Source organism: Solirhodobacter olei (assembly GCF_004010155.1).
GTDB classification, from domain to species: Bacteria; Pseudomonadota; Alphaproteobacteria; order Rhodobacterales; family Rhodobacteraceae; genus Solirhodobacter; species Solirhodobacter olei.
In genome coordinates this window covers 1-20030 of the sequence record NZ_RRYH01000034.1, presented here as the reverse complement: position 1 = coordinate 20030, position 20030 = coordinate 1, and the positions used below count along the sequence as shown (strand labels likewise).

Annotated in this window: 14 protein-coding genes; 4 read left to right on the top strand and 10 right to left on the bottom strand. The window is 67.6% G+C overall.

Translation table 11 applies throughout. The annotated features are described in order from the left end of the window. Window positions 1-9: 9 nt before the first annotated feature. The 7 genes from EIP85_RS19235 to EIP85_RS19205 form a co-directional block, all read right to left on the bottom strand. Complete coding sequence (locus EIP85_RS19235; RefSeq protein WP_127903841.1) at window positions 10-1218, bottom strand: ABC transporter permease; 1209 nt, start codon at window positions 1216-1218, stop codon at window positions 10-12. Beyond that, the gene (locus EIP85_RS19230) at window positions 1208-1921 is read right to left on the bottom strand and encodes an ABC transporter ATP-binding protein (RefSeq protein ID WP_127903840.1); all 714 of its coding nucleotides are present in this window, start codon (window positions 1919-1921) and stop codon (window positions 1208-1210) included. Before EIP85_RS19230 ends, EIP85_RS19235 begins: the two co-directional genes overlap by 11 nt. After that, entirely contained in the window at window positions 1918-3165 is a 1248-nt protein-coding gene (locus EIP85_RS19225) for an efflux RND transporter periplasmic adaptor subunit (protein ID WP_127903839.1), read from the bottom strand. Before EIP85_RS19225 ends, EIP85_RS19230 begins: the two co-directional genes overlap by 4 nt. Window positions 3166-3583: 418 nt before the next feature. Next, window positions 3584-5653, bottom strand: coding sequence for a DEAD/DEAH box helicase (locus EIP85_RS19220; RefSeq protein WP_127903838.1), 2070 nt, complete (start codon window positions 5651-5653; stop codon window positions 3584-3586). A gap of 158 nt (window positions 5654-5811) precedes the next feature. Beyond that, on the bottom strand, window positions 5812-6489 hold the full coding sequence (locus tag EIP85_RS19215; RefSeq protein WP_127903837.1) for a DUF1028 domain-containing protein: 678 nt from the start codon (window positions 6487-6489) through the stop codon (window positions 5812-5814). Between the two features lie 40 nt (window positions 6490-6529). Then, complete coding sequence (locus tag EIP85_RS19210) at window positions 6530-6943, bottom strand: RidA family protein (RefSeq protein WP_127903836.1); 414 nt, start codon at window positions 6941-6943, stop codon at window positions 6530-6532. A 21-nt stretch (window positions 6944-6964) separates the two neighbouring features. After that, the gene (locus EIP85_RS19205) at window positions 6965-8233 is read right to left on the bottom strand and encodes a flavin-containing monooxygenase (protein WP_127903835.1); all 1269 of its coding nucleotides are present in this window, start codon (window positions 8231-8233) and stop codon (window positions 6965-6967) included. A 520-nt stretch (window positions 8234-8753) separates the two neighbouring features. Between EIP85_RS19205 and EIP85_RS19200 the strand changes: the two genes are divergently transcribed. Both EIP85_RS19200 and EIP85_RS19195 read left to right on the top strand, forming a co-directional pair. Beyond that, window positions 8754-9917: an efflux RND transporter periplasmic adaptor subunit gene (locus EIP85_RS19200; RefSeq protein WP_206615591.1), complete on the top strand. Its 1164-nt coding sequence runs from the start codon at window positions 8754-8756 to the stop codon at window positions 9915-9917. A 7-nt stretch (window positions 9918-9924) separates the two neighbouring features. Next, window positions 9925-12978, top strand: a complete 3054-nt coding sequence (locus EIP85_RS19195; protein WP_127903834.1) for an efflux RND transporter permease subunit — start codon at window positions 9925-9927, stop codon at window positions 12976-12978. A gap of 46 nt (window positions 12979-13024) precedes the next feature. Here the strand turns inward: EIP85_RS19195 and EIP85_RS19190 are convergent, their stop codons facing one another. Continuing rightward, window positions 13025-14749: a hypothetical protein gene (locus EIP85_RS19190; protein WP_127903833.1), complete on the bottom strand. Its 1725-nt coding sequence runs from the start codon at window positions 14747-14749 to the stop codon at window positions 13025-13027. Between the two features lie 311 nt (window positions 14750-15060). Between EIP85_RS19190 and EIP85_RS19185 the strand changes: the two genes are divergently transcribed. Further along, a complete protein-coding gene (locus EIP85_RS19185; protein ID WP_127903832.1) occupies window positions 15061-16575 on the top strand; it encodes a YifB family Mg chelatase-like AAA ATPase in 1515 nt (504 codons plus the stop codon). Between the two features lie 382 nt (window positions 16576-16957). Next, window positions 16958-17836, top strand: coding sequence for a hypothetical protein (locus EIP85_RS19180; RefSeq protein WP_127903831.1), 879 nt, complete (start codon window positions 16958-16960; stop codon window positions 17834-17836). Window positions 17837-17839: 3 nt separating this feature from the next. Here the strand turns inward: EIP85_RS19180 and EIP85_RS19175 are convergent, their stop codons facing one another. Next, entirely contained in the window at window positions 17840-18628 is a 789-nt protein-coding gene (locus tag EIP85_RS19175) for an SUMF1/EgtB/PvdO family nonheme iron enzyme (protein WP_241560102.1), read from the bottom strand. 681 nt (window positions 18629-19309) lie between these two features. Next, on the bottom strand, window positions 19310-19963 hold the full coding sequence (locus EIP85_RS19170; protein ID WP_127903829.1) for a nucleoside/nucleotide kinase family protein: 654 nt from the start codon (window positions 19961-19963) through the stop codon (window positions 19310-19312). Window positions 19964-20030: the final 67 nt, after the last annotated feature.

Genomic DNA, 20030 nt, shown 5'->3' with positions numbered 1-20030 from the left:
GAGCGCCCCTTACTGGTGGCGCAGCGCCTCGATCGGGTCCAGGCGGGCGGCCCGGCGCGCCGGGAAGTAGCCGAAGACCACCCCGACCGCCGCCGAGAAACCGAAGGCCATCAGCACGACCAGCGGATCCGGGCTGATGGGCACATGCAGAACCCGCGCGCCGGTCAGGCCCAGCGCCAGCCCGACGACGATGCCGATCAGCCCGCCTGCAAGCGACAGCACGACCGCCTCCACCAGGAACTGGACCAGCACCTGCCCCTCCGTCGCTCCGATGGCCAGCCGGATGCCGATCTCCCGCGTGCGTTCGGTCACCGAGACCAGCATGATGTTCATGATCCCGATGCCGCCCACCAGAAGGCTCACGGCCGCCACCGCCGACAGCAGCCCGGTCAGCACGGTCGAGATCCCCGTAAGCATGCTTGCGATCTGCTTCAGATCGAACACGCTGAAATCATCATCCTCGCCGGGCCCGATGTGGCGGCGCTCGCGCATCAGGCGTTCGATGTCGGCCTTGGCCGTATCGGTCGAGGCGCCGTCGCGGATCGAGATGAAGATCGTGCTTATGTTCTGGTTGCCGGCGATCCGGCGCTGAAACGCCTTGAGCGGCATCAGGACCAGCTCGTCCTGATCCGAGCCGAAACTGGACGCCCCCTTGGCCGCCAGAAGCCCGATCACCTTGCAGGCCACCTGCTTGAAGCGGATCGTGGCGCCGATCGGGTCGGCCGCGCCGAACAGCTGGCTGCGCACCGTCGCGCCGATGATGCAGACGGCGCTGCCCGCGCGCAGCTCGCCGTCATAGAAATCGCGCCCTTCCGCGATCTGCCAGTCCGCCGCCTGCAGATAGCGGTTGTCCGTTCCGGTGATGGTCGTGTGGTGGTTCTGGTTGCCGTAGACCACGGTCATCGAACTGGAGCTCAACGGCGCGGCGATCTCGACCGACGGCACCTGCTCCGTGATCGCCGCCACGTCGCGGGCGCTCAGGCTCGGCGCGGAACCGGCGGTCGCGCCGGGGCCGCCGCCCTGCCCGGGCCGAAGGATCAGCAGGTTGTTGCCGAGCTTCGCCACGTCGGACTTCACCTGCTGGGTCGATCCCTTGCCGACGGTGAGCATCGCAATCACCGCGGCCACCCCGATGACGATGCCCAGCACGGTCAGAAACGACCGCATCGGGTTGCGCAGGATCACCTGCGCCGCAAGCCGCAGCACCTCAACCAGCATGGGGCGCCCCCGACCCGTCCGCGGCGATGCGCCCGTCCAGGAAATGAACCAGCCGGCCGGCATAAGCCGCCATGTCCGGCTCATGCGTCACCATAAGCACGGTAATGCCCGCATCGCGGTTCAGCGTCGACATCAGCTGCATGATCTCGTGCGACCGGGCACTGTCGAGGTTCCCGGTCGGCTCGTCGGCCAGGATCACGTCGGGCTGGCCAACGATGGCCCGGGCAATCGCGACGCGCTGCTGCTGGCCGCCGGACAGCTCTGACGGGTCGTGATCGACGCGCCCCTCAAGCCCCACGCGGGCGAGCGCCTCGAAGGCCAGGCGCCGCCGCTCGGCGCGTGGCACCCCGCGGTAGACCAGCGGAAGCTCCACGTTTTCCAGCGCGGTCGTCCGGGGCAGAAGATTGTAGCCCTGGAAGACGAAGCCAAGGCAGTTGCGGCGCAGCAGAGCACGCTGATCGCGGTCGAGATCGCCAACCTCGACCCCGGCATAGCGGTAGCTGCCGCGCGAAGGCACATCGAGGCAGCCGAGGATGTTCATCGCCGTCGACTTCCCGGAACCGGACGGCCCCATGATCGCCACAAACTCGCCTGCCCGGATCGCAAGGCTGATATCGGCCAGCGCCTGGACCTCCGCCTCGCCCGAGCCATAGCTCTTGCCGACGCCCGCAAGCGCGATCAGAGGCTCCGCCCCGCCGGTCATGACCCCGACACGCTGGTGATGACGGCGTCGCCGGCCTGAAGCGACCCCGCGGCGATCTGCGTCAGGGAACCGTCCGTCTCCCCCACCGTGACTTCGACCGGCATGGGGCTGCCCCCCTTCAGAACCCAGACCCGCTGGGCGCCCCCCGCGGCCGCCGCGGGCGTCGTCCGATCTGAATGGGGCGGCCGGATGAGCATGCCGACGAAGCCGGAACCGCCGCTTGCCTTCTTCGGGGCCGGCGGGGTGAAGCGCAGCGCGGCATTGGGCACGACCAGGGCATGCTTGACCGACGCCACCGTGATCACCGCCGTCGCGGTCATGCCGGGCCGAAGCGCCAGGTCGGCGTTGTCGACCGAAAGCACCGCCTGGTAGGTCACGACACCATCCACGGTCTGCGGCGCATATCGAACCTTCGAGATCACGGCCGGAAAACGCCGGTTCGGATAGGCCTCGACCGTGAATTCCGCCCGGTTGCCCGCCGCGACCTTGCCGATATCCGCCTCGTCTATGTCGACGTCCAGCTCCATATGCGTCAGGTCGGAGGCCAGCGTGAAAAGCACGGGCGCCTGAAGCGAGGACGCAACGATCTGTCCGACCTCGACATTGCGCGACAGCACGATGCCGTCGATGGGCGAGGTGATCGCCGCCTTGGCAAGCGTCGCCTGATCGAGCTTCAGATCGGCTTCCGCGACACGCACGTTGGCATTGGCACTTTCCACCGCGGCCTGCGCCCGCGCCAGCGTGGCGCTCGCTGTCTGCAGATCCTGCGCCGTGCCGGATCCGCGCTTCTCAAGCTCGGAAACGCGGTTGTAGGTGCCCTGTGCCTCGACCACCGTTGCCGCGGCCTGGGCCACCATCGCTTTCGCGGCCGCAAGCGTTGCCTCTGCATGGTCGACCGTCGCCTTCAGCTTGTCGGTATCGAGCTTCGCCAGCAACTGCCCGGCAGAGACGTGGTCGTTGTAATCCGCCGCAACCTCGCGAACGGTCCCGCTGAGCTCGCTCGAAACCTGCACCTCGTCGGTGGGCTGCACGGCCCCAGTCGCGGTGACCTGAACCGTCAGGTCGGCATAGCTCGCAGGCGCGGTCGCGTAGACCGGTCCCGCCGTGGTCGCGGCCTGCCGCCACCACAGCCCCGCTGCTGCCAGGGCAAGAAGCAGAAGCCCGAGCGCACCCCATCGGGGCCAGCGTCGGCGTCCGGCCTTCGCTGCAAGGATCTTCTGAAGGTCTTCGGTCGAGGTGGGCATGAGAACCGCTTTCCTCTGGTTCAGGCGTCCACGCGCCATCTGTGGCGCGGGACGCTCCCGATACTGCTAGCACGGCCTCTGCAAAGCTCCTTGATCTGTCGCAACTCGGACCCGCCACGATCGAATTGGCGGGCGTCTCAGGGTCGCAGGCGGGGATCGCGGAATACGGGCGGGCCGGGATGAGGCGCCACGCCGGCGAGGGGGGCGTTGCGCGCAGGCCGCCCACACCGTCCGGATTTGCGGTATGATTACGGTGTCAAAGCGGTGCTGAATCGGTGCGGAATCGGTAGGTCTATTTTCTAGCCGAACCAAGGACTTTCCCGACCTTCTTCACGCCGGGCAGCCGGTTCCCCGTCCGCCCGGCCAAGGGTTTCTTAACCAGATTGAAGCCGTGGCGAGGCGGCTTTCGGGGCCGCCCCTAGGGCCGCTTTCCCTTCGGGCCAGAGCGCGGTTTGCCGCCCGCCCCCGCCCGCGCGCTGCCCGCCTTGAAACCGCCAGCCTTGCCCCCGGCAGGCTTGCCTCCGAAGGGCTTGCCCCCCGGCGCATGCTTGCCGCGCGGCTTCTTCCCCGGCTCGGTGGTCCGGGGTTTCTTCCAGCCCGTCCTGCCCTCCGACGGGGCGGCCGCGGAGGCCTCCGACCGGTGTTCGGCATGGCCCTCGGCGCGATGCTCCCGCGCCGGCCTTTCGGCCTTCTTTTCCGGGCTCCAGCGCGGTTTCTTACGAGGCGCCTCGGCGGGCGCGTCATGCTCCTGCAGCGCGGGTTCGGACCGTTCCAACCGCTCCGGTCTGGCCGGGCGCTCGGACCGTTGGGGCCGCTCCGCCCGGGCCGGGCGCTCGGGCCGCTGGGGCCGCCCGCGCGGGGCCGGCTCGGAGCGATCGAAGCTCGGCGCGCTCTCCAGCCGCGACAGCGAAAGCCCCGCCTCGATCTCCAGCCCCGCGCCCAGCGCGGCCTCGAAACCGGCGGCCTCCCCGGCGGCGATCTGGACGAAGGTGACGTTGCGCTGCACCCGGATCGCGCCGATGGCTGCACGGGTAATTCTGCCATGATCGCAAAGCTTTGGCAGGATCCAGCGCGCCTCCGCCCGGCCCTCGTGGCCGACCGATAGCGCATACCAGACCGAGTCGCCGAAGGCCTGCAGATCGCGCTTCACCGCCGGCGCCGGCGCGGCCGGGGCAGCGATCGTCGCGATCTCCTCCGGCGCAGAGCGCCCGGCCCGCCAGAGCCGCAGGAAGGCCGCCGCCAGCGCCTCGCTCCCGTGCGCCTTGGTCAGCGCCGCCACGGACGCGGCCTCGTCCTCGGCCACCTCGCCGGCCAGTTCGGGGGCGGCCAGAAGCCGGCTCTCGTCCTTCTCCAGCACCGCTTCGACCGAGGGCGCAGGACCCCATTCGGCCCTGAGCTTTGCCGCCTGCAAAAGCCGCTGTGCCTTCTTGGTGTCCCGCGGCGTGACGATCAGCGCAGAGACCCCGTGCCTACCTGCCCGCCCGGTCCGGCCGGAGCGGTGCAGAAGCGCCTCGGGATTCTGCGGCAGGTCGGCGTGAATGACCAGCTCCAACCCCGGCAGGTCGATCCCGCGGGCCGCGACATCGGTCGCGATGCAGACCCGCGCCCGCCCGTCGCGCACCGCCTGCAGGGCATGAAGCCGCTCGGTCTGCGACAGTTCGCCTGACAGCGCCACGACCTGGAAGCCGCGGTTGTGGAACCGGCCCAGAAGATGCGAGACCTCGGCCCGTGTCTTGCAGAACACGATCGCCCGCTCGGCCTCGAAGTACCTGAGAACATTGATTATCGCATGCTCCCGGTCGCCCTGGGCCACGCTGAAGCAGCGGTAGTCGATATCGGCGTGCTGACGGGTTTCGGAGGCGGTGCGCAGCCGCAGCGCATCGCGCTGGAAGGTGGCGGCCAGCGCCTCGATCTCCGGCGGAACGGTGGCGGAGAACATCAGCGCCCGGCGCTCCTCCGGCGCGGAGCCGAGGATGAATTCAAGGTCCTCGCGGAAGCCCAGGTCCAGCATCTCGTCGGCCTCGTCCAGCACCACGGCGCGGACGGCGGAGAGATCCAGCGAGCCGCGCGAGATATGGTCGCGCAGGCGGCCCGGCGTGCCGACGACGATATGCGCCCCCCGCGCCAGCGCCCGCCGCTCCGTGCGGTAATCCATGCCGCCGACGCAGGAAGCGAGCTCCGCCCCCGCCCCGGCATAGAGCCATTCGAATTCACGCCGGACCTGCAGCGCCAGCTCCCGCGTCGGGGCGACGACCAGGGCAAGCGGCGCGGTCGCGGGTTCCAGCCGCTCGGCCCCGGCCAGAAGGTCGGGCGCGATGGCAAGGCCGAAGGCGACGGTCTTGCCCGATCCGGTCTGCGCCGAAACCAGCAGGTCGCGCCCGGCGACGCCCTCGTCCAGCACCGCAAGCTGCACCGCCGTCAGCGTGTCATATCCGCGGTCCGAAAGTGCCTCGGCCAGCGCCGGGGCGATTCCTGTGAGATCAGCCATGTCCGTCTTTCAACTTGGGAGGCCCGTGGCCTCGGGTAAGGGCTCACCCTTCCCCCTGTCCCGCCCGGGGACACCTCGGAAATCCGGAGCCTGAGGCGCGGCTGATACGCCCCCCGGGCCGCCATGGCAAGCAGCCTTGCGCAGCGGCCCGCGCGGGTTCAGGCGTCGCCGGGAACGCCGTAGGACGGCGCCGCCGTCGGGTTCAGCGCCCGGGTGACGTAGTCGTCTGCCTGCGGGGCGTAGACCTCCCATGTCCGCGCCAGCGCCTCGATCGGGCAGGCCTCGTCGAGCCAGTCGATCCGCAGCTCGGCATAGGGCCAGGCCTGACGGTCGGCGATCAGCAGACCCGCCGAATGGACCGGCCCGGCCTCGCCGCCCGCGGCAAGCCCCGCCTGCATCGCCGCGACAAGCCGGGCCCCAAGTGCGCCCTCGGCCGCCTCGAACGCCGCCACCATCGCCCCCGGGACCCCGGCATTCTCAAGAAGGTTCCCCCCGGCCACGCAGTCGCGCCCGGCGGCGGAGCCCCAGATGCCGAGCGCCCTTTCGCCGGAATGGACCGCGCTCCGTCCCGCGCCGTCGATCGCGAGGAGCTGGCGGTAGGCGGGATGACCATCGGCCGCGACGGCCGCGGCCACCGCCGCCTCTGCCGAGGCGCCTGTCGTCATCCGGTCAAGCGTCCACGGACCCAGCGCCGGATTCGTCACGTTCTGCGTCGCGACCGCCCCCACGCCCGAGCGCGCGAAGGCGCAGCGCGCCGCCACCGCCGGCGAGGAGGATGAGATCGCGACCCCGAACTGGCCGCTGTCCGCGCAGCGCGCGACGATGGAAAAGGTCATGGCTCCCCCCTGTCTTGCCCCTACCCCTTGCGGCCCCGTCTCAATCCGGGATCACCGCGGTTGCGTCGATCTCCACCAGCCAGGACGGCCGGGCAAGGCAGCTGACCACCACGCCGGTGGAGACCGGATGCACGCCCTTTATGTACTCGCCCATGGTCCGGTAGACCGCCTCGCGGTGGCGCACGTCGGTAAGGTAGACCACGACCTTGCACAGATGCTCCATCTTCCCGCCGGCCTCCTCGATCAGCTGGCGAATGTTCTGCATCACCTTGTGGGTCTGCTCGACCGGGTCGAAGCTGCCGATGTCCGCCGCCGTGTCGAGGTCCTGCGGGCATTGCCCGCGCAGGAAGATCGTTGTCCCGCGCGCGACGACGGCCTGGCAGAGGTCGTTGTCGAGCTTCTGCTCGGGATAGGTGTCGCGGGTATTGAACTTGCGGATGCGGGTATGGGCCATCGAGGTCTCCAGGGGTGAGGGTCAGGGGCCGTCCGGCGGGGCCGTGCCGGTGCCGTCGTAGGCGAGGTAGCCGCGCTGCTTGGCGATGTGGTCGCAGACATATCCGGCGTCGTACCAGACGCCCCAGATGAAGGAGGAGCCGCGCCGCGTCTGCCAGGGTAGGCCGAGGAAATAGACCCCGGGTTCCGTCGAGACGCCACGCCGGTGCAGCGGCTCGCCCGACGCGTCGCAGGCGCCGAGCTTCATCCAGCCGTAATCGCGCGCGTAGCCGGTGGCCCAGATCACGGTGGAGATGCCCGCCTTGGCCAGATCGAGGCTCAGGATCGGATCCCGCAGGCAGGCCGGATCCGGACCGATCAGACGCGCTTCCGGGTCCGGGGGCAGGTCGAGGCCGGTCCGGGCGACGAAGGCATCCGCTTCGTCGAGAAGGGCAAGGTAGTCGGCATCCCCGGCCGCGATATTGGCCGCGAGGTCAGGGGCGAAGCTCAGCCGGCCCTCGGCAAACCCTTCCGTCCGGCCGAGAAGCACCATGCCGGCGGCGGCCAGGCGACGGAAATCCACGGTCTCTCCGCCCCGCGCGCCGCTGACGGCGATGGTGACATGCTCATCGCCCGGCGAGGCTTCGGCATCCCATTTGTTCAGAACGCCGAGCCACCATACGAAATCGCGCCCCCTGTAACGCCGCGGCGGCCGGCCATGCGGACCCACGGAGAGGTAGACCTCCCGCCCGGCGCGCAGCAGCTCGTCGGCGATCTGCACGCCGGAGGAGCCGGCGCCGACGACCAGCACCGCCCCCTTCGGCAGCGAGGCCGGGTTGCGGTAGGCGTTGGAGTGGATCTGCGTGAGCCCCGCCCCCTCGGGGATCAGCCGCGGCATCACAGGGCGCTGGAAGGCGCCCGTGGCGACGACGACGTAGTCGGCCTCGACCCTGCCCTCGGAGGTCCGCGCGCTGAAGCCCGCGCGACCCTCGTTGCGGGTCAGTTCCAGCACCTCGACGCCGCAGCGGATCGGGGCGGCGATCTTCTCGGCATAGGCCTCGAAATAATCGGCGACGGCATCCTTCGGCACGAAAGCGTCGGGGGAGCCGGGGAAGGTCAGGTCGGGGAAACGATCGTGCCAGGCGGGGCCGTTGGCGACCAGCGAGTCCCAGCGTTCCGAGCGCCAGCGTTCGGCAATGCGGGCGCGTTCGAGAACGAGATGGCCGATGCCTGCAGCCCCGAGATGCGCGCTCATCGCAAGGCCCGCCTGCCCTGCCCCGATGACAAGCGCTTCGACCTTCTCGACTGACATGCGGCGTGTCCTCTCCCATGGCAGCGCATCGGGCGCGGCGCCTCTCAGCGCAAGACCTAGCACCAGCGCGGCGGCAGGCTCAACACCAAGGACGACACCCGCAGCCTCGCCCGGCCCGGCACCCGCCGCGGCCGTGTCTGCGCCACCGAAGAATGGCGCGGTGACCGGCTGCCCGGGAATCACGGGGCAGCCAAGCCTGCGCGGGGTGAGTCAAGAACGCGCGGCAGACGGCTGCTTTTGCCCGACTTTCCGGCATTCGCGCCACACCTGCCCGAGATCACAAGCCTTTGAACTGGACGCGACTCCCTAACACTATTAGTGAGAGAGGCGTTCAACCCCTGGGGATACGCACCACAGACCGGCTCGCCGCGCCGAACAAACCGCCCGATCCCTTCGCAACGGCAGCAGAACCGAAGCGGCACTTCCTTGCCTGGGTCCACGCCGCGCCCTACCTACCTCAACGACCGCGCCCGCGTTCCATAACCCGTTTCGCTGACTTCCATTTCAGATGAGCTTGCACATGACCGAAGCGCCGACGCCCGACGCTCCCGCCAAGACAGCCAAACCCTCGACGCTGAAACGCATGGCGCTGATGATCCTGTTGGTGATCGTCCTGGCAGCCGCGCTAGGGTTCGGATTTTACAAGCATGTTCAGACCCTGATCGCGAGCGCGCCGAAACCGACGCCGGCGACGGTCTCCGATATCGTGGTGCAGCCCTCGGCCTGGCAGCCGCAGATGACGGCGGTGGGCACGCTCTCCGCGGTTCAGGGCGTCGATGTGCCGGCGCAGGCCGCGGGCGTGGTGACAGGGATCCCTGTCAGCTCGGGCGCGAAGGTCGCCGCCGGGGCCATTCTCGTCCAGCTCAACGACGCGCCGGATCGCGCCCAGCTCGCCTCGCTCCAGGCGGCGGCGGACCTCGCGGCGAGCACGCTGAAGCGCGACCGGGGCCTGATGGCGGGGCAGACCGTGTCGCGGGCCACACTCGATGCCGACGAGGCGGAGCTGAAGGGCAAACAGGCCCTCGTCGCCCAGCAGAAGGCGCTGATCGACGAGAAGACGGTGACCGCGCCCTTCTCCGGCCAGGTCGGCATCGTGCAGGTGAACCTTGGCCAATACCTGACGCCGGGCACCACAATCGTAACGCTGCAGGACCTGAGCGCGATGCATGACGATTTCGACGTGCCGCAGGGCAGCGTCGGCAAGCTGTCGCCCGGCGATATCGTCAAGGTCAGCCTGGATGCCTTTCCGGGAAAGAGCTTTCCCGGAAAGGTCACCGCGATCAACCCGAAGGTCGACGCCTCGACGCGCAACGTCACAGTGCGCGCGACGATCCCCAACCCCGGCGGGCTGCTGCGCCCCGGGATGTTCGTCAAGACCACGATCCAGACCGGCAAGCCCAGGCAGCTTCTGACCCTGCCCGTGGCCGCGATCGCCTATAACTCCTACGGAGCATCGGTCTATGTGGTCGAACCCGCGCCGAAGGGGAACGGCAAGATCGTCAAGCAGGTCTTCGTAACCACTGGCCCCACCCGCGGCGACCAGGTCGCGGTGCTGAAGGGGCTGAAGGCGGGGCAGCATGTCGTCACCAGCGGCCAGCTGAAGCTGAGCCCGGGCGCCGCGGTCAAGGTGGACAACTCCGTCCAGCCGCCGAATTCGCCCAACGCCGCGCCGCAGGAAGAGTGACGCCGACATGCGTTTCACCGACATCTTCATCCGGCGTCCCGTCCTTGCGATGGTGATCAGCCTGCTGTTCATCGTGCTCGGCCTGCGCGCGCTCTTCAGCCTGCCTGTCAGCCAGTATCCGCAGACGCAGTCCGCCTCCGTCACCATCACCACGCTATACCCAGGTGCGGACGCGGCGACGGTCGCGGGCTTCATCACTCAGCCGCTGGAGGCCTCGATCGCGCAGGCGCAGGGGATCGACTACCTCTCCTCCTCCAGCTCCTCTGGCGTGTCGACGATCACCGCGCAGCTCCGGCTGAACTACGACGCCAACAAGGCGCTGACCGAGATCAACACCCAGATCAGCGCGGTGAAGAACCAGCTGCCGGCCGCCGCGCAGACGCCGATCATCAACGTCTCGACTGGCCAGACCACCGACGCGATGTACCTCGGCTTCTACTCGAAGACGATGACCGCGAACGACGTGACCGACTACCTGAACCGCGTGGTGGTGCCGAAGCTGAACGCGGTCGACGGGGTACAGACGGCAGAGGTTCTGGGCGGGCGCACCTTCGCGCTGCGCGCCTGGCTCGATCCGGTGAAGATGGCGGGTCATGGCGTGACCGCGGCCGATGTCTATTCCGCGCTCTCGGCCAACAACTACCTGACCGCGCTCGGGTCGGCAAAGGGCCAGTGGGTCTCGGTGCCGCTGACCGCGGACACCGACCTGCACACGGTCGCAGCCTTCAAGAAGCTGGTGATCAAGAACAAGGGCGGTTCCGTCGTCCGGCTGGAGGACGTGGCCAAGGTCGTCCTCGGCTCCGACAGCTATAACCTGAACGTGGCCTTCAACGGCATCCATTCGGTCTTCATCGGCATCAAGGTCGCCCCCGACGCCAATATCCTCGACGTCGCCGCCCATGTGCGCCAGGCCTTCCCGTCCGTCACCTCGCAGCTTCCCGAGGGGCTGACCGGCAAGATCGTCTACGACTCCACCAAGTTCATCAACTCCTCGATCTCCGAGGTGATCAAGACGCTGATCGAGACGCTGGCGATCGTCACCGTGGTGATCTTCCTTTTCCTCGGCAGCTTCCGCGCCATCGCGGTGCCGCTGGTGGCGATGCCGCTGTCGCTGATCGGCGCGGCCTTCGGGATGGAGTTGCTGGGCTATTCCATCAACCTGCTGACGCTGCTTGCGCTTGTGCTGGCCATCGGTCTCGTGGTCGACGATGCGATCATCGTGGTGGAGAACGTCGACCGGCACATGAAGGAGGAGAAGCGAACGCCTCTGCAATCGGCGATCATGGCAGCGCGCGAGCTCGGCAGCCCGATCCTTGCCATGACACTGGTTCTGATCGCGGTCTACCTGCCGATCGGCTTCCAGGGCGGATTGACCGGCGCCCTCTTCGTGCAGTTTGCCTTCACCCTGGCCTCGGCGGTCACCGTCTCGGGGATCGTGGCGCTGACGCTTTCGCCGATGATGTGCTCGCGCATCTTCAAGCCGGCGCAGGACGATGCCTGGCTGGCCCGGCATATTGACGAGGTCTTCGAGGCCGTGCGCCGCTTCTACCTGCGCATCCTTCGCTCGCTGATGCAGACCTATTCGGTGCCGGTGGTGATGTCGGTGATCCTGATCGCCATGCTCGCCGCGATGTTCACCATGTCGCAGAAGGAGCTGGCCCCGACCGAGGACCAGGGCGTGGTCGCGGCCCTCGTCACCGGCCCGCCGACGGCGACGGCCAGCCAGATGGTCACCTACAACAACCAGATGTTCGACATCGCCAAGACGCTGCCGGAATACGACCAGATGTTCCAGATCTCGGGGTTCCCGACGGTCAATCAGGGCTTCAGCGGCGTCCTGCTGAAACCCTATAGCGAGCGCAGCCGCAGCGCGACGCAGGTCCAGCACGAGCTGCAGGCGAAGTGGAACGGGGTCGCCGGTGCCAAGGTGGTGGCCTTCCAGTTCCCCTCGCTGCCCGGATCCTCGGGCCTGCCGGTGCAATATGTCATCAAGACCACCCAGCCGTTTCAGAACCTTGAGGACGTGGTCAAGAAGATCGTCGACAAGGCCAAGGCCGAGCACAAGTTCTACTACATCGACTCCAACCTGAAGATCGACCAGCCTCAGGCGAACCTGATCATTGATGCCGACAAGGTCGCGGCCCTCGGACTGACCAAGCAGCAGGTGGGCCAGGCACTCGGCGCGGCACTGGCCGGGGCGAACGTCAACTACTTCACCATCGACGGGCGCGCCTACAAGGTGATCCCGCAGGTCCTGCAGGTCGACCGTCTGGCGCCCTCGGACATCCTCAACCTGCATATCCCTACGCCGAACGGCCCGGTCGCAGTCAGCACGGTCGCGCACCTGACCACCAGCGTGGTTCCGGAGTCGATCTCACACTTCCAGCAGCTGAACTCGGCCACGATCTCTGGCGTGCCGGCGGGGTCGCAGAGCGCGGCGCTGAGCTTCCTTAACAAGACGCTGCAGCAGGTCGCCCCCTCGGGCTTCACCGCCGACTATGCCGGGCAGTCCCGGCAGTTCATTCAGGAGTCGGGTGGGTTCCTGGTGACGATGATGTTCTCTGTCATCATCGTCTTCCTTGCCCTTTCGGCATTGTTCGAAAGCTTCCGCGACCCGATCGTGATCCTGATCTCGGTCCCGCTGGCGCTGTTCGGGGCGGTGAGCTTCATCTTCCTCGGCTTCTCGACCATCAACATCTACACCGAGGTCGGGCTGGTGACGCTGATGGGGCTGATCTCGAAACACGGGATCCTCATCGTGCAGTTCGCCAATGCGGCGCAGGAGGCGGGGATGTCCAAGCTCGAGGCGGTACTCGACGCGGCCTCTACCCGTCTGCGGCCAATCCTGATGACGACCGCGGCGATGGTCTTCGGCGTGGTGCCCCTGGTCGTGGCAAGTGGCGCGGGGGCGGCCGGGCGGCACGCGATGGGCCTGGTGATCTTCACCGGCATGTCGATCGGGACGCTCTTCACGCTCTTTGTGGTGCCGGCGATGTATCTGTTGCTCGCCTCCCGGATCGCACCGCGCAAGGATGAAGCCGGGGCGCTCGCGGCGCACTGAGCGCCGGGCGCCGCGGCGCCCGGGCTCGCTTGTCGTCCCAGGCCGCTCAGCCGCCGTGGCGGGGGATCATGTAGAAGAAGTCGCGGTTGTCCGGATAATCGACAAAGCGAGCCATGCGCTGGCCTTGCGAGTTCTTCATGTCGACCACGGCCATTCCGGGGATCAGATGCTCGATCCGCCGCTTGCCGGTCGCGCGGTCGTAGAGCGCGAAATAGGTGTGCTCCAGCGCGTTCATGTCCAGCAACATGGCATAGCTGCAGCCATACCCCTCGAAGGTGCGCGCCATGGCCGAGGGCGTCGCAGTCGAGAAGAAGGCATAGACGAAGTAGCGGCTGCCATTGCGATCGAGCATGCAGGCCCCTGCCCTGAGCGTGCGGAGCCGGTTGTCGGCAGAGCCGGACCAGTTGCCGCCGTCCGCGCTGGTGACCAGCGCGCCGGGAATCCCGGCACCGCCGGCCGGGTTGCGCCTTAGCAGCGGCACGCCATTCTGGCGGGCGAAGCGGATCTTCGGCAGCAGGGCATTGTCCGCCTTGGTCCAGGTACCCATGTGAATGCTGCCGTCATCCATCACGTAGATCGTCGACAGCCCGGGGTTGAGCTTGCTCATGATTACGCCCTGCTGGATGAAGCCGTAATGCGAGCCGTGGTTGATCTTAGAGAAGGGCCCGGCCATGAAAGCCCCGTGGCGGCGCTTGAACCCGGCCGCGAAGGTGGCCGTGACGCGCGGTGCGAGAACCGGGTTCAGCATTCCGTTCGGCACGACCGGCGCCGGATTGCCCACCCCGTCCGGCCCCGGCAGCGCCGGATCCTGCGACGCGGCCGGTGGCCGTGGGGACCAGCCGAGGCTGGGATGCGCGGTGCCGAGCGCATAGCCCATGTCGAAGCGCGAAAGGTCGAACGCCACGAAGTAATCCATCGAGCGCGCCTCGATCCGGTCAAGCGGGTCGGTCTTTCCGGGCCCATTAAGGATCGATTGATCGATCGCCGCCGGCTGCATCGCGCTGGCGAAGACGCCGGGAATATCGGCCACCGGATACCAGCGGCCGAGCACCATCACGCCTGGCGTGGACGATACCAGCTTCAGCCCGATCCGGCTGCGCACCCGGAAATGCCGGCTCTGCGCCGGATCCGGACCGTTGGCCCCGCCGGTCGCCCCCGCGCTTCTGCCCTTTACGTCCTGAGGAACGATGCGGAAGGCGTCCTTGTAGAACACGTCCTTGACAAGGCCGACGATCATCTCGCCGCCCAATATGTTCTGGCGAATGAAATTCGCCGTCCATTCCAGTTCGGTCGAATGCCCGGGCACGGGGTTGCGCAGGAACAGATGCCCTTGGCAGATCGGCGCGTAGGGGTCGTGCGTCGCACGCGCGCCGCTCAGCGACTTGTCCCCATTGGCCCAGGGGGCGCAGGACGTCTCCTTCCCGCCGATGGTGACAACGAGGCGCGGATCCGGCCCCTTGGAAAGGCTGACTGTCTGCCCACCAGGAGACGGGTTCTGGATGTGGTAGACCCGGTTCCAGTTCCACTTGCCGACCTGAAGGATGAACCAGGAGTTCACATTCGGATTGAGGGAGATCAGCTTGATCTCTTGTCCGTCGGAGAGCCGTGCCGTCTCGGTCGAGCGGAAGGGCTGCAGTTCGACAATGTTCTTCGGGCGGACGGCGTCATAGGCCGCCATCTGCCGCGTAAGAACGGGGGCCGCGGGCATCTGGAAGGCCTGCAACTGCGCCGCCATGGCACCGGTGGAGATCAGGCCCAGGGCAAGGGCCAAGCCAGGCCCGGCCATGCGGCTCGGAACGGGGAAAGTTCGGGAGGATAAGGTCACGGGTCTCTTTTTCGCTGCTCGTTCGGGGCCCGATGGGCCGTTGGTCGTCGCCATCTAACCGGCGTCGCGCGGGTGGAGCCAAACACTTTCCCGCTTGCACTGTCCTGACGAAGGCAAGCGCGAGGGCAACCCGCCTTCCGGCGCGCAACGCCACGCGAACGGAATCAGGACCTCCATCGGCCTTCCTCCCTGCCGGTGTTTACCAATTCTCAACCCTCTTCGGGCTAGCGATCAAGCCTGATCGAACGGGGGACAACATGCCGGCGCAGGCCTATACGGTCGCCTTCGACGGGCTGGAGCCACGGCTGGTGGAGGTGCAATGCGCCGTCTCGCCCGGACTGCCGGCCTTCGGCATCGTGGGGCTGCCCGACAAGGCGGTGAGCGAGGCGCGCGAACGGGTGCGCGCTGCGCTGAGCGCCCTTTCCATCGCGCTGCCGTCGCGGCGGGTGACGGTGAACCTCTCCCCCGCCGATCTGCCCAAGGAGGGCTCTCACTTCGACCTTCCGATCGCGCTTGCCGTGCTTGCGGCGATCGAGATCCTGCCGGTGGACGCCACAGCCCAGACCGTCTCGCTTGGCGAACTGGCGCTTGATGGCAGCCTGATCGCGGTCACCGGCGCGCTGCCTGCCGCCATGGCCGCGGCAGAAGAGGACCGCGCGCTGCTCTGTCCGGTCGCCTGCGGAGCAGAGGCGGCCTGGGTCGGCGCGACGCAGGTCCTCGCCGCGGCCTCGCTGGCCGAGGTGATCCGCCACTTCACCGGCCAGGCCGCCCTTGCACCGGCCGAGGCGGGCGAGATCGCGCCGGAGCGCGGTTGGCGGGACATTGCAGAGGTTAAGGGCCAGGAACGCGCCAAGCGCGCGCTGGAGATTGCCGCCGCCGGCCGCCATCACATGCTGCTGACCGGCCCGCCCGGGTCCGGAAAATCCATGCTCGCGGCGCGCCTGCCCGGCCTCTTGCCGCCGCTCTCGCCCACCGAGGCGCTGGAAACCTCGATGATCCACTCGATCTCGGGCCTCCTGAGCGACGGCGGCATCTCCCGCGCCCGACCGTTTCGCGAGCCGCATCACACGGCTTCCATGGCCGCGATCATCGGCGGGGGCCGGGGCGCCAAGCCCGGCGAGATCAGCCTGGCACATAACGGGGTACTGTTCCTCGACGAGTTTCCCGAGTTCAGCGGTTCGGTGCTGGAAACCCTGCGCCAGCCGATCGAAACCGGAGAGGTCGTGATCGCCCGGGCCAACGCGCATGTCCGCTATCCGTGCCGCTTTCAGCTGATCGCGGCGGCCAACCCGTGCAGGTGCGGCTACGTCACCGACCCTGGCCGTGCCTGCAACCGGGCGCCGATCTGCGGCGACGAGTACCTCGCCCGGATCTCCGGCCCGCTTATGGACAGGTTCGACCTGCGCGTCGACGTGCCGCCGGTGAGCTATATGGATCTGGACCTGCCGGCCAATGGCGAAAGCTCCGCCGCGATCGCCGCCCGCGTCGCAGAGGCCCGCGCCATTCAGGCCGAGCGCTATGCCGGAACGAACCGCATCCGGGTCAATGCCGATGCCGAAGGCACGCTGCTGACCGATCACGCCACGCCCGATGCCGATGGCAAGGCACTAATCGCGCGCGCAGCGGAGCGCTATGGCCTCACGGCGCGCGGCTACTACCGCATCTTGCGCGTCGCCCGCACCATTGCCGATCTTGCCGGCTCGGACGCGGTGCGCACCAACCACCTCGCGGAAGCGATCGGCTACCGCCTGGCGATCCCCACGCGCGCCTGAGCGCAGCACGCCCTGGCCGCCACCCGTCAGCGAAATGTCGCCCGTCGGATCGCGGCAGCTTGACCGCCGCCGCCGGCATCGACAAAACCTTGATTAGAACGGCCCGAAGGGTGGCCTCGCGCAGATTGATCCGCGCTTAGGGGTCCTGGAGGGTGGGCGCTGGGTCGGGGCAATCCAATCCGACGGTCGGGCCCGCAATGACCCCTGGCTGATGCAGCGGGGCGACGGGGACAGGCAGCGATAGCCTCCATCACGGGACCGGACCCGCGGCGCAGCATGCCGCTCCGGATGGGTTGTCTCCATCGCGCTGTCCGACATTTCAACAGTCGGCCCCGGTCCATCTGGCCGGGACCGGTCGATCCATACCGGCAGCAGGTGACTCATGAGACAGATCAGCCCCGCGGCCTGGGCATTCGCCGCCATCCTTCTCGCTACCCCCGCCTTCGGCGCCAACGCCGCGCCAGCGCCCTGCGCCCCTGGACTGAGCCGGGCCATCCCTGCCCGCTCCTCCAGCGCGCCATCGGGTCGTGCCGTGATGGACCGGGTGATGGATATCCGCGGGCCCGACCGCGATGCAGTGGTGGAGGCCCAGCTTCTGGCAGGCAACATCCCCGCCTTTCTCCGCCGGCTTGTTCCGGTCACCCTGACGGGGCACACCCCCGCTGGCGCTGCGGTAAAGGTGACTATCTGCGTGACACCGGACTACCTCTCCGTTGGCTCCAATGCCGATTTCGTTCGCACGCCGCTCGGCCTGCCCGCCGCCGCCAAGATCGCGCTCCGCCTCGGGTTCCTTCTGCCGACGCCGAAGATGGTCGATGCGATCTACCACGCCGCCCGGGTCCGCCTTGCGCCGCGGCCCATGCCCGCCGGACCGGAAATGACCTCGACCGGGTATCTCCTGCGCCACAACGAAACTGTGAACGCGCAGCTCGGCCCGCGCGCGGCGCGATCCGACGAGCTGGTTGCGGGCGATCAGAAAGACCTTGTGCTCACGAACCGGCTGATCGCCCACCCGGGAAAGGTGGCGATCTACGGCTGGCACCGGCTGAACGGTGCCCCGATTCAGCCGCTTACCACCGTCCACCAGGCGATCTACGCCGATTACAGCCACGGCATCCGGCTTGTCAGCGCCACCGCCTATGTGAACGGCCGGCCGGAACGTCTGGCCAAGGTTATGCAGGATCCGGACCTGGCGGGCCTCGTCAGCCGCGAGGGTCCGATCGACAACCCCGTGGGCCTGCTGAAGAAGGAATCCCGATAGCGCCTAGTTCAGCGTTTTGCAGCAGCGGAAGCCGAGGTGGTAATTCGCGTGGCTCTGCGGGTCGAGCACCCGGCTGCCGTGCCAGAATGGAGCCCGCCACCGGCACCAGTCGGGGTGGGCGTAGTAGCGATCGAAGATGAACCAGCTGCCCTTCATCTCTGTGACGCCAAGGGTCAAGGAGCCCGCGCTTGACATCTGAGAGGAGGCCAACGGCAGGTTGACATGCTCGGCCGCGTTGCCGTTCAGATCGTAGACGCCGAGCGCCGAGCGGCATTCGGGGAAGCTTCCCGCCGGGTAGGTGTTGGATCCACAGCCGCCGAAGTCGCCGCCGTTGCAGCCCTCGGTCTTGAAGCTGGCCGCGGCGCAGACCCCGCGCTGGTAGGTCGGGCCATAGCTCCATTTCCGCGTCGGGCCGAACCTGGCATTGTGGGCAGCCTGCATCCGCGCAACCGCCACCTCTGTCGGCTGACCCTGGGCGAGATCGAAGCGATAATCGGGGGGCAGAAGCGCGCCGGCACAGGCCCCCTCCCATTCATGTGTATCGCACAGCCGCTTGCCTTCGGCCCAGCACAGCTCCGCCGCCTGCCGCGCAGTCACCCAGACCACCGGATAGGCGCAGGGGATGTCGGGGAACTCGAACTGGTCGATGCAGGCCTTCGCATCCTGAGGGCGCTGGGTCGCGGGATCATAGAGCGGGGCCATGTAAGGCGCGCCGCAGATCCGCCTGAAGCTTCCGTTCCGATAGCTCTCCGGCCCGCCGGGAATACGGGCGGCGCATTCTTCCCGCGTCATGGGGTGGCGGGTTACGGCCGGATTGCCCTGGCTTGTATAAGGAAACTCCGTGAAAATCTGCCGAATGCGATCCATCTGGGCCGCAGTCAGTTTCTGCGCCGCCTGAAGCTCGTCAAAAAGGACCGCGTTCTGCTGTTGCAGCGCCGTATCGCCAAACGCTGGACTGGCGGCCATTATGAGCGCGATGACCAGACCTCGCCATCTCGTTCCCCGGGCTCTTATACGCGCCCGACCGCATTCGGCGCCTTTCGCCATGAGAAATCACCACCTTCACGCCTTGCGCGCCCCCGATGGGGAAAGATTACTCTCTGGCAGAACCCATGGGATTGATCGGGCGCAAATGGACATCTGGATATCCGGACGAGCCTTCGGAACCCCGTGACGGACGAGGACAACCCGCCCCCATCACAAGAGGCGACCGTGGCCGCGCTTACCACCGCTTCAGAGGGCGGTTCCGTCGCAAGTCATCAAACCAACTTCCCAACGGCGTCCCAGCCCGGTTTGTGTGACCGAGAGTTCCCCAACCTGAGACATGGTGCTTCGACCTGCCTTGGCTTCGCGCTCTTGCACCCAGCCGCGCCAATCCGGCGGGCAGCCCTCGGCGGATTGGTTACGACTGACCGGATTCAGCAGGCGGCGTCCGGGGATCACGCTTTTCTCTTTCCGAGGACGAATGAGCAGTCACGGACCGCCGAATTCGCGCAATTCAAGGTCGGCCTCGAAGCTATCTCCCATGACCTTTGCAGCATTCAGGACATCGTTGCCACGCACACGGCGCAAAGCGCCATCAAGTGGAAGACCATGCTGCAGCCATCGATCGATCAGTCTGTTCTCGAGTGTTTGCATCGATGGCGCGATCATCACGGTCGCATCGAAAAGCGGCTTCAGCTCTGCCCAGCCGCCAGAACGCAGCAGGAGGTAATTGCCCTCTACGATGATGATGGGCGTGCCTTTCGGCACGCATCCGGCGCGCGGGATTGTGCGGTCATGCGCCCGGTCGAACAGAGGATACCAAACGTCCGCTTCGCCCTGCCTCAGTGCACGGACCAGGGCAAGGAATTCTTCTACATCGAAGGTCTCCGGAGCCCCCTTGACCGCTCGCAGTCCGCGAGCATCGAGAACGCTGTTTTCGAGATGGAATCCGTCCATCGGCACCAGTCGGGCGCGATCCGATGGTTGGTTCCGCCCATTCAGATCTCCAACCACTCTCTCGCCAAGGGTGGATTTGCCTGACCCCGGCGGTCCGGCAACGGCGATCAGCGTCGGCAGCCCTGGGCGGCGGACACTCTCTATCAGGCCCAGCACGGCCGTCACGTGGGAATCGAAACCCGTCATTTCACGCCGCCTGAGTTGCCTCTTCTGGGACCTTTGCGCCGGTCATGAAGGCCACGGCATCGGCCAT

Excerpts from the sequence above, each read along its gene's own strand:
- EIP85_RS19235 (WP_127903841.1), bottom strand. The coding sequence starts at position 1,218 with ATGCTGGTTGAGGTGCTGCGGCTTGCGGCGCAGGTGATCCTGCGCAAC.
- EIP85_RS19230 (WP_127903840.1), bottom strand. The coding sequence starts at position 1,921 with ATGACCGGCGGGGCGGAGCCTCTGATCGCGCTTGCGGGCGTCGGCAAG.
- EIP85_RS19225 (WP_127903839.1), bottom strand. The coding sequence starts at position 3,165 with ATGCCCACCTCGACCGAAGACCTTCAGAAGATCCTTGCAGCGAAGGCC.
- EIP85_RS19220 (WP_127903838.1), bottom strand. The coding sequence starts at position 5,653 with ATGGCTGATCTCACAGGAATCGCCCCGGCGCTGGCCGAGGCACTTTCG.
- EIP85_RS19215 (WP_127903837.1), bottom strand. The coding sequence starts at position 6,489 with ATGACCTTTTCCATCGTCGCGCGCTGCGCGGACAGCGGCCAGTTCGGG.
- EIP85_RS19210 (WP_127903836.1), bottom strand. The coding sequence starts at position 6,943 with ATGGCCCATACCCGCATCCGCAAGTTCAATACCCGCGACACCTATCCC.
- EIP85_RS19205 (WP_127903835.1), bottom strand. The coding sequence starts at position 8,233 with ATGTCAGTCGAGAAGGTCGAAGCGCTTGTCATCGGGGCAGGGCAGGCG.
- EIP85_RS19200 (WP_206615591.1), top strand. The coding sequence starts at position 8,754 with ATGACCGAAGCGCCGACGCCCGACGCTCCCGCCAAGACAGCCAAACCC.
- EIP85_RS19195 (WP_127903834.1), top strand. The coding sequence starts at position 9,925 with ATGCGTTTCACCGACATCTTCATCCGGCGTCCCGTCCTTGCGATGGTG.
- EIP85_RS19185 (WP_127903832.1), top strand. The coding sequence starts at position 15,061 with ATGCCGGCGCAGGCCTATACGGTCGCCTTCGACGGGCTGGAGCCACGG.
- EIP85_RS19180 (WP_127903831.1), top strand. The coding sequence starts at position 16,958 with ATGAGACAGATCAGCCCCGCGGCCTGGGCATTCGCCGCCATCCTTCTC.
- EIP85_RS19175 (WP_241560102.1), bottom strand. The coding sequence starts at position 18,628 with ATGACGCGGGAAGAATGCGCCGCCCGTATTCCCGGCGGGCCGGAGAGC.
- EIP85_RS19170 (WP_127903829.1), bottom strand. The coding sequence starts at position 19,963 with ATGACGGGTTTCGATTCCCACGTGACGGCCGTGCTGGGCCTGATAGAG.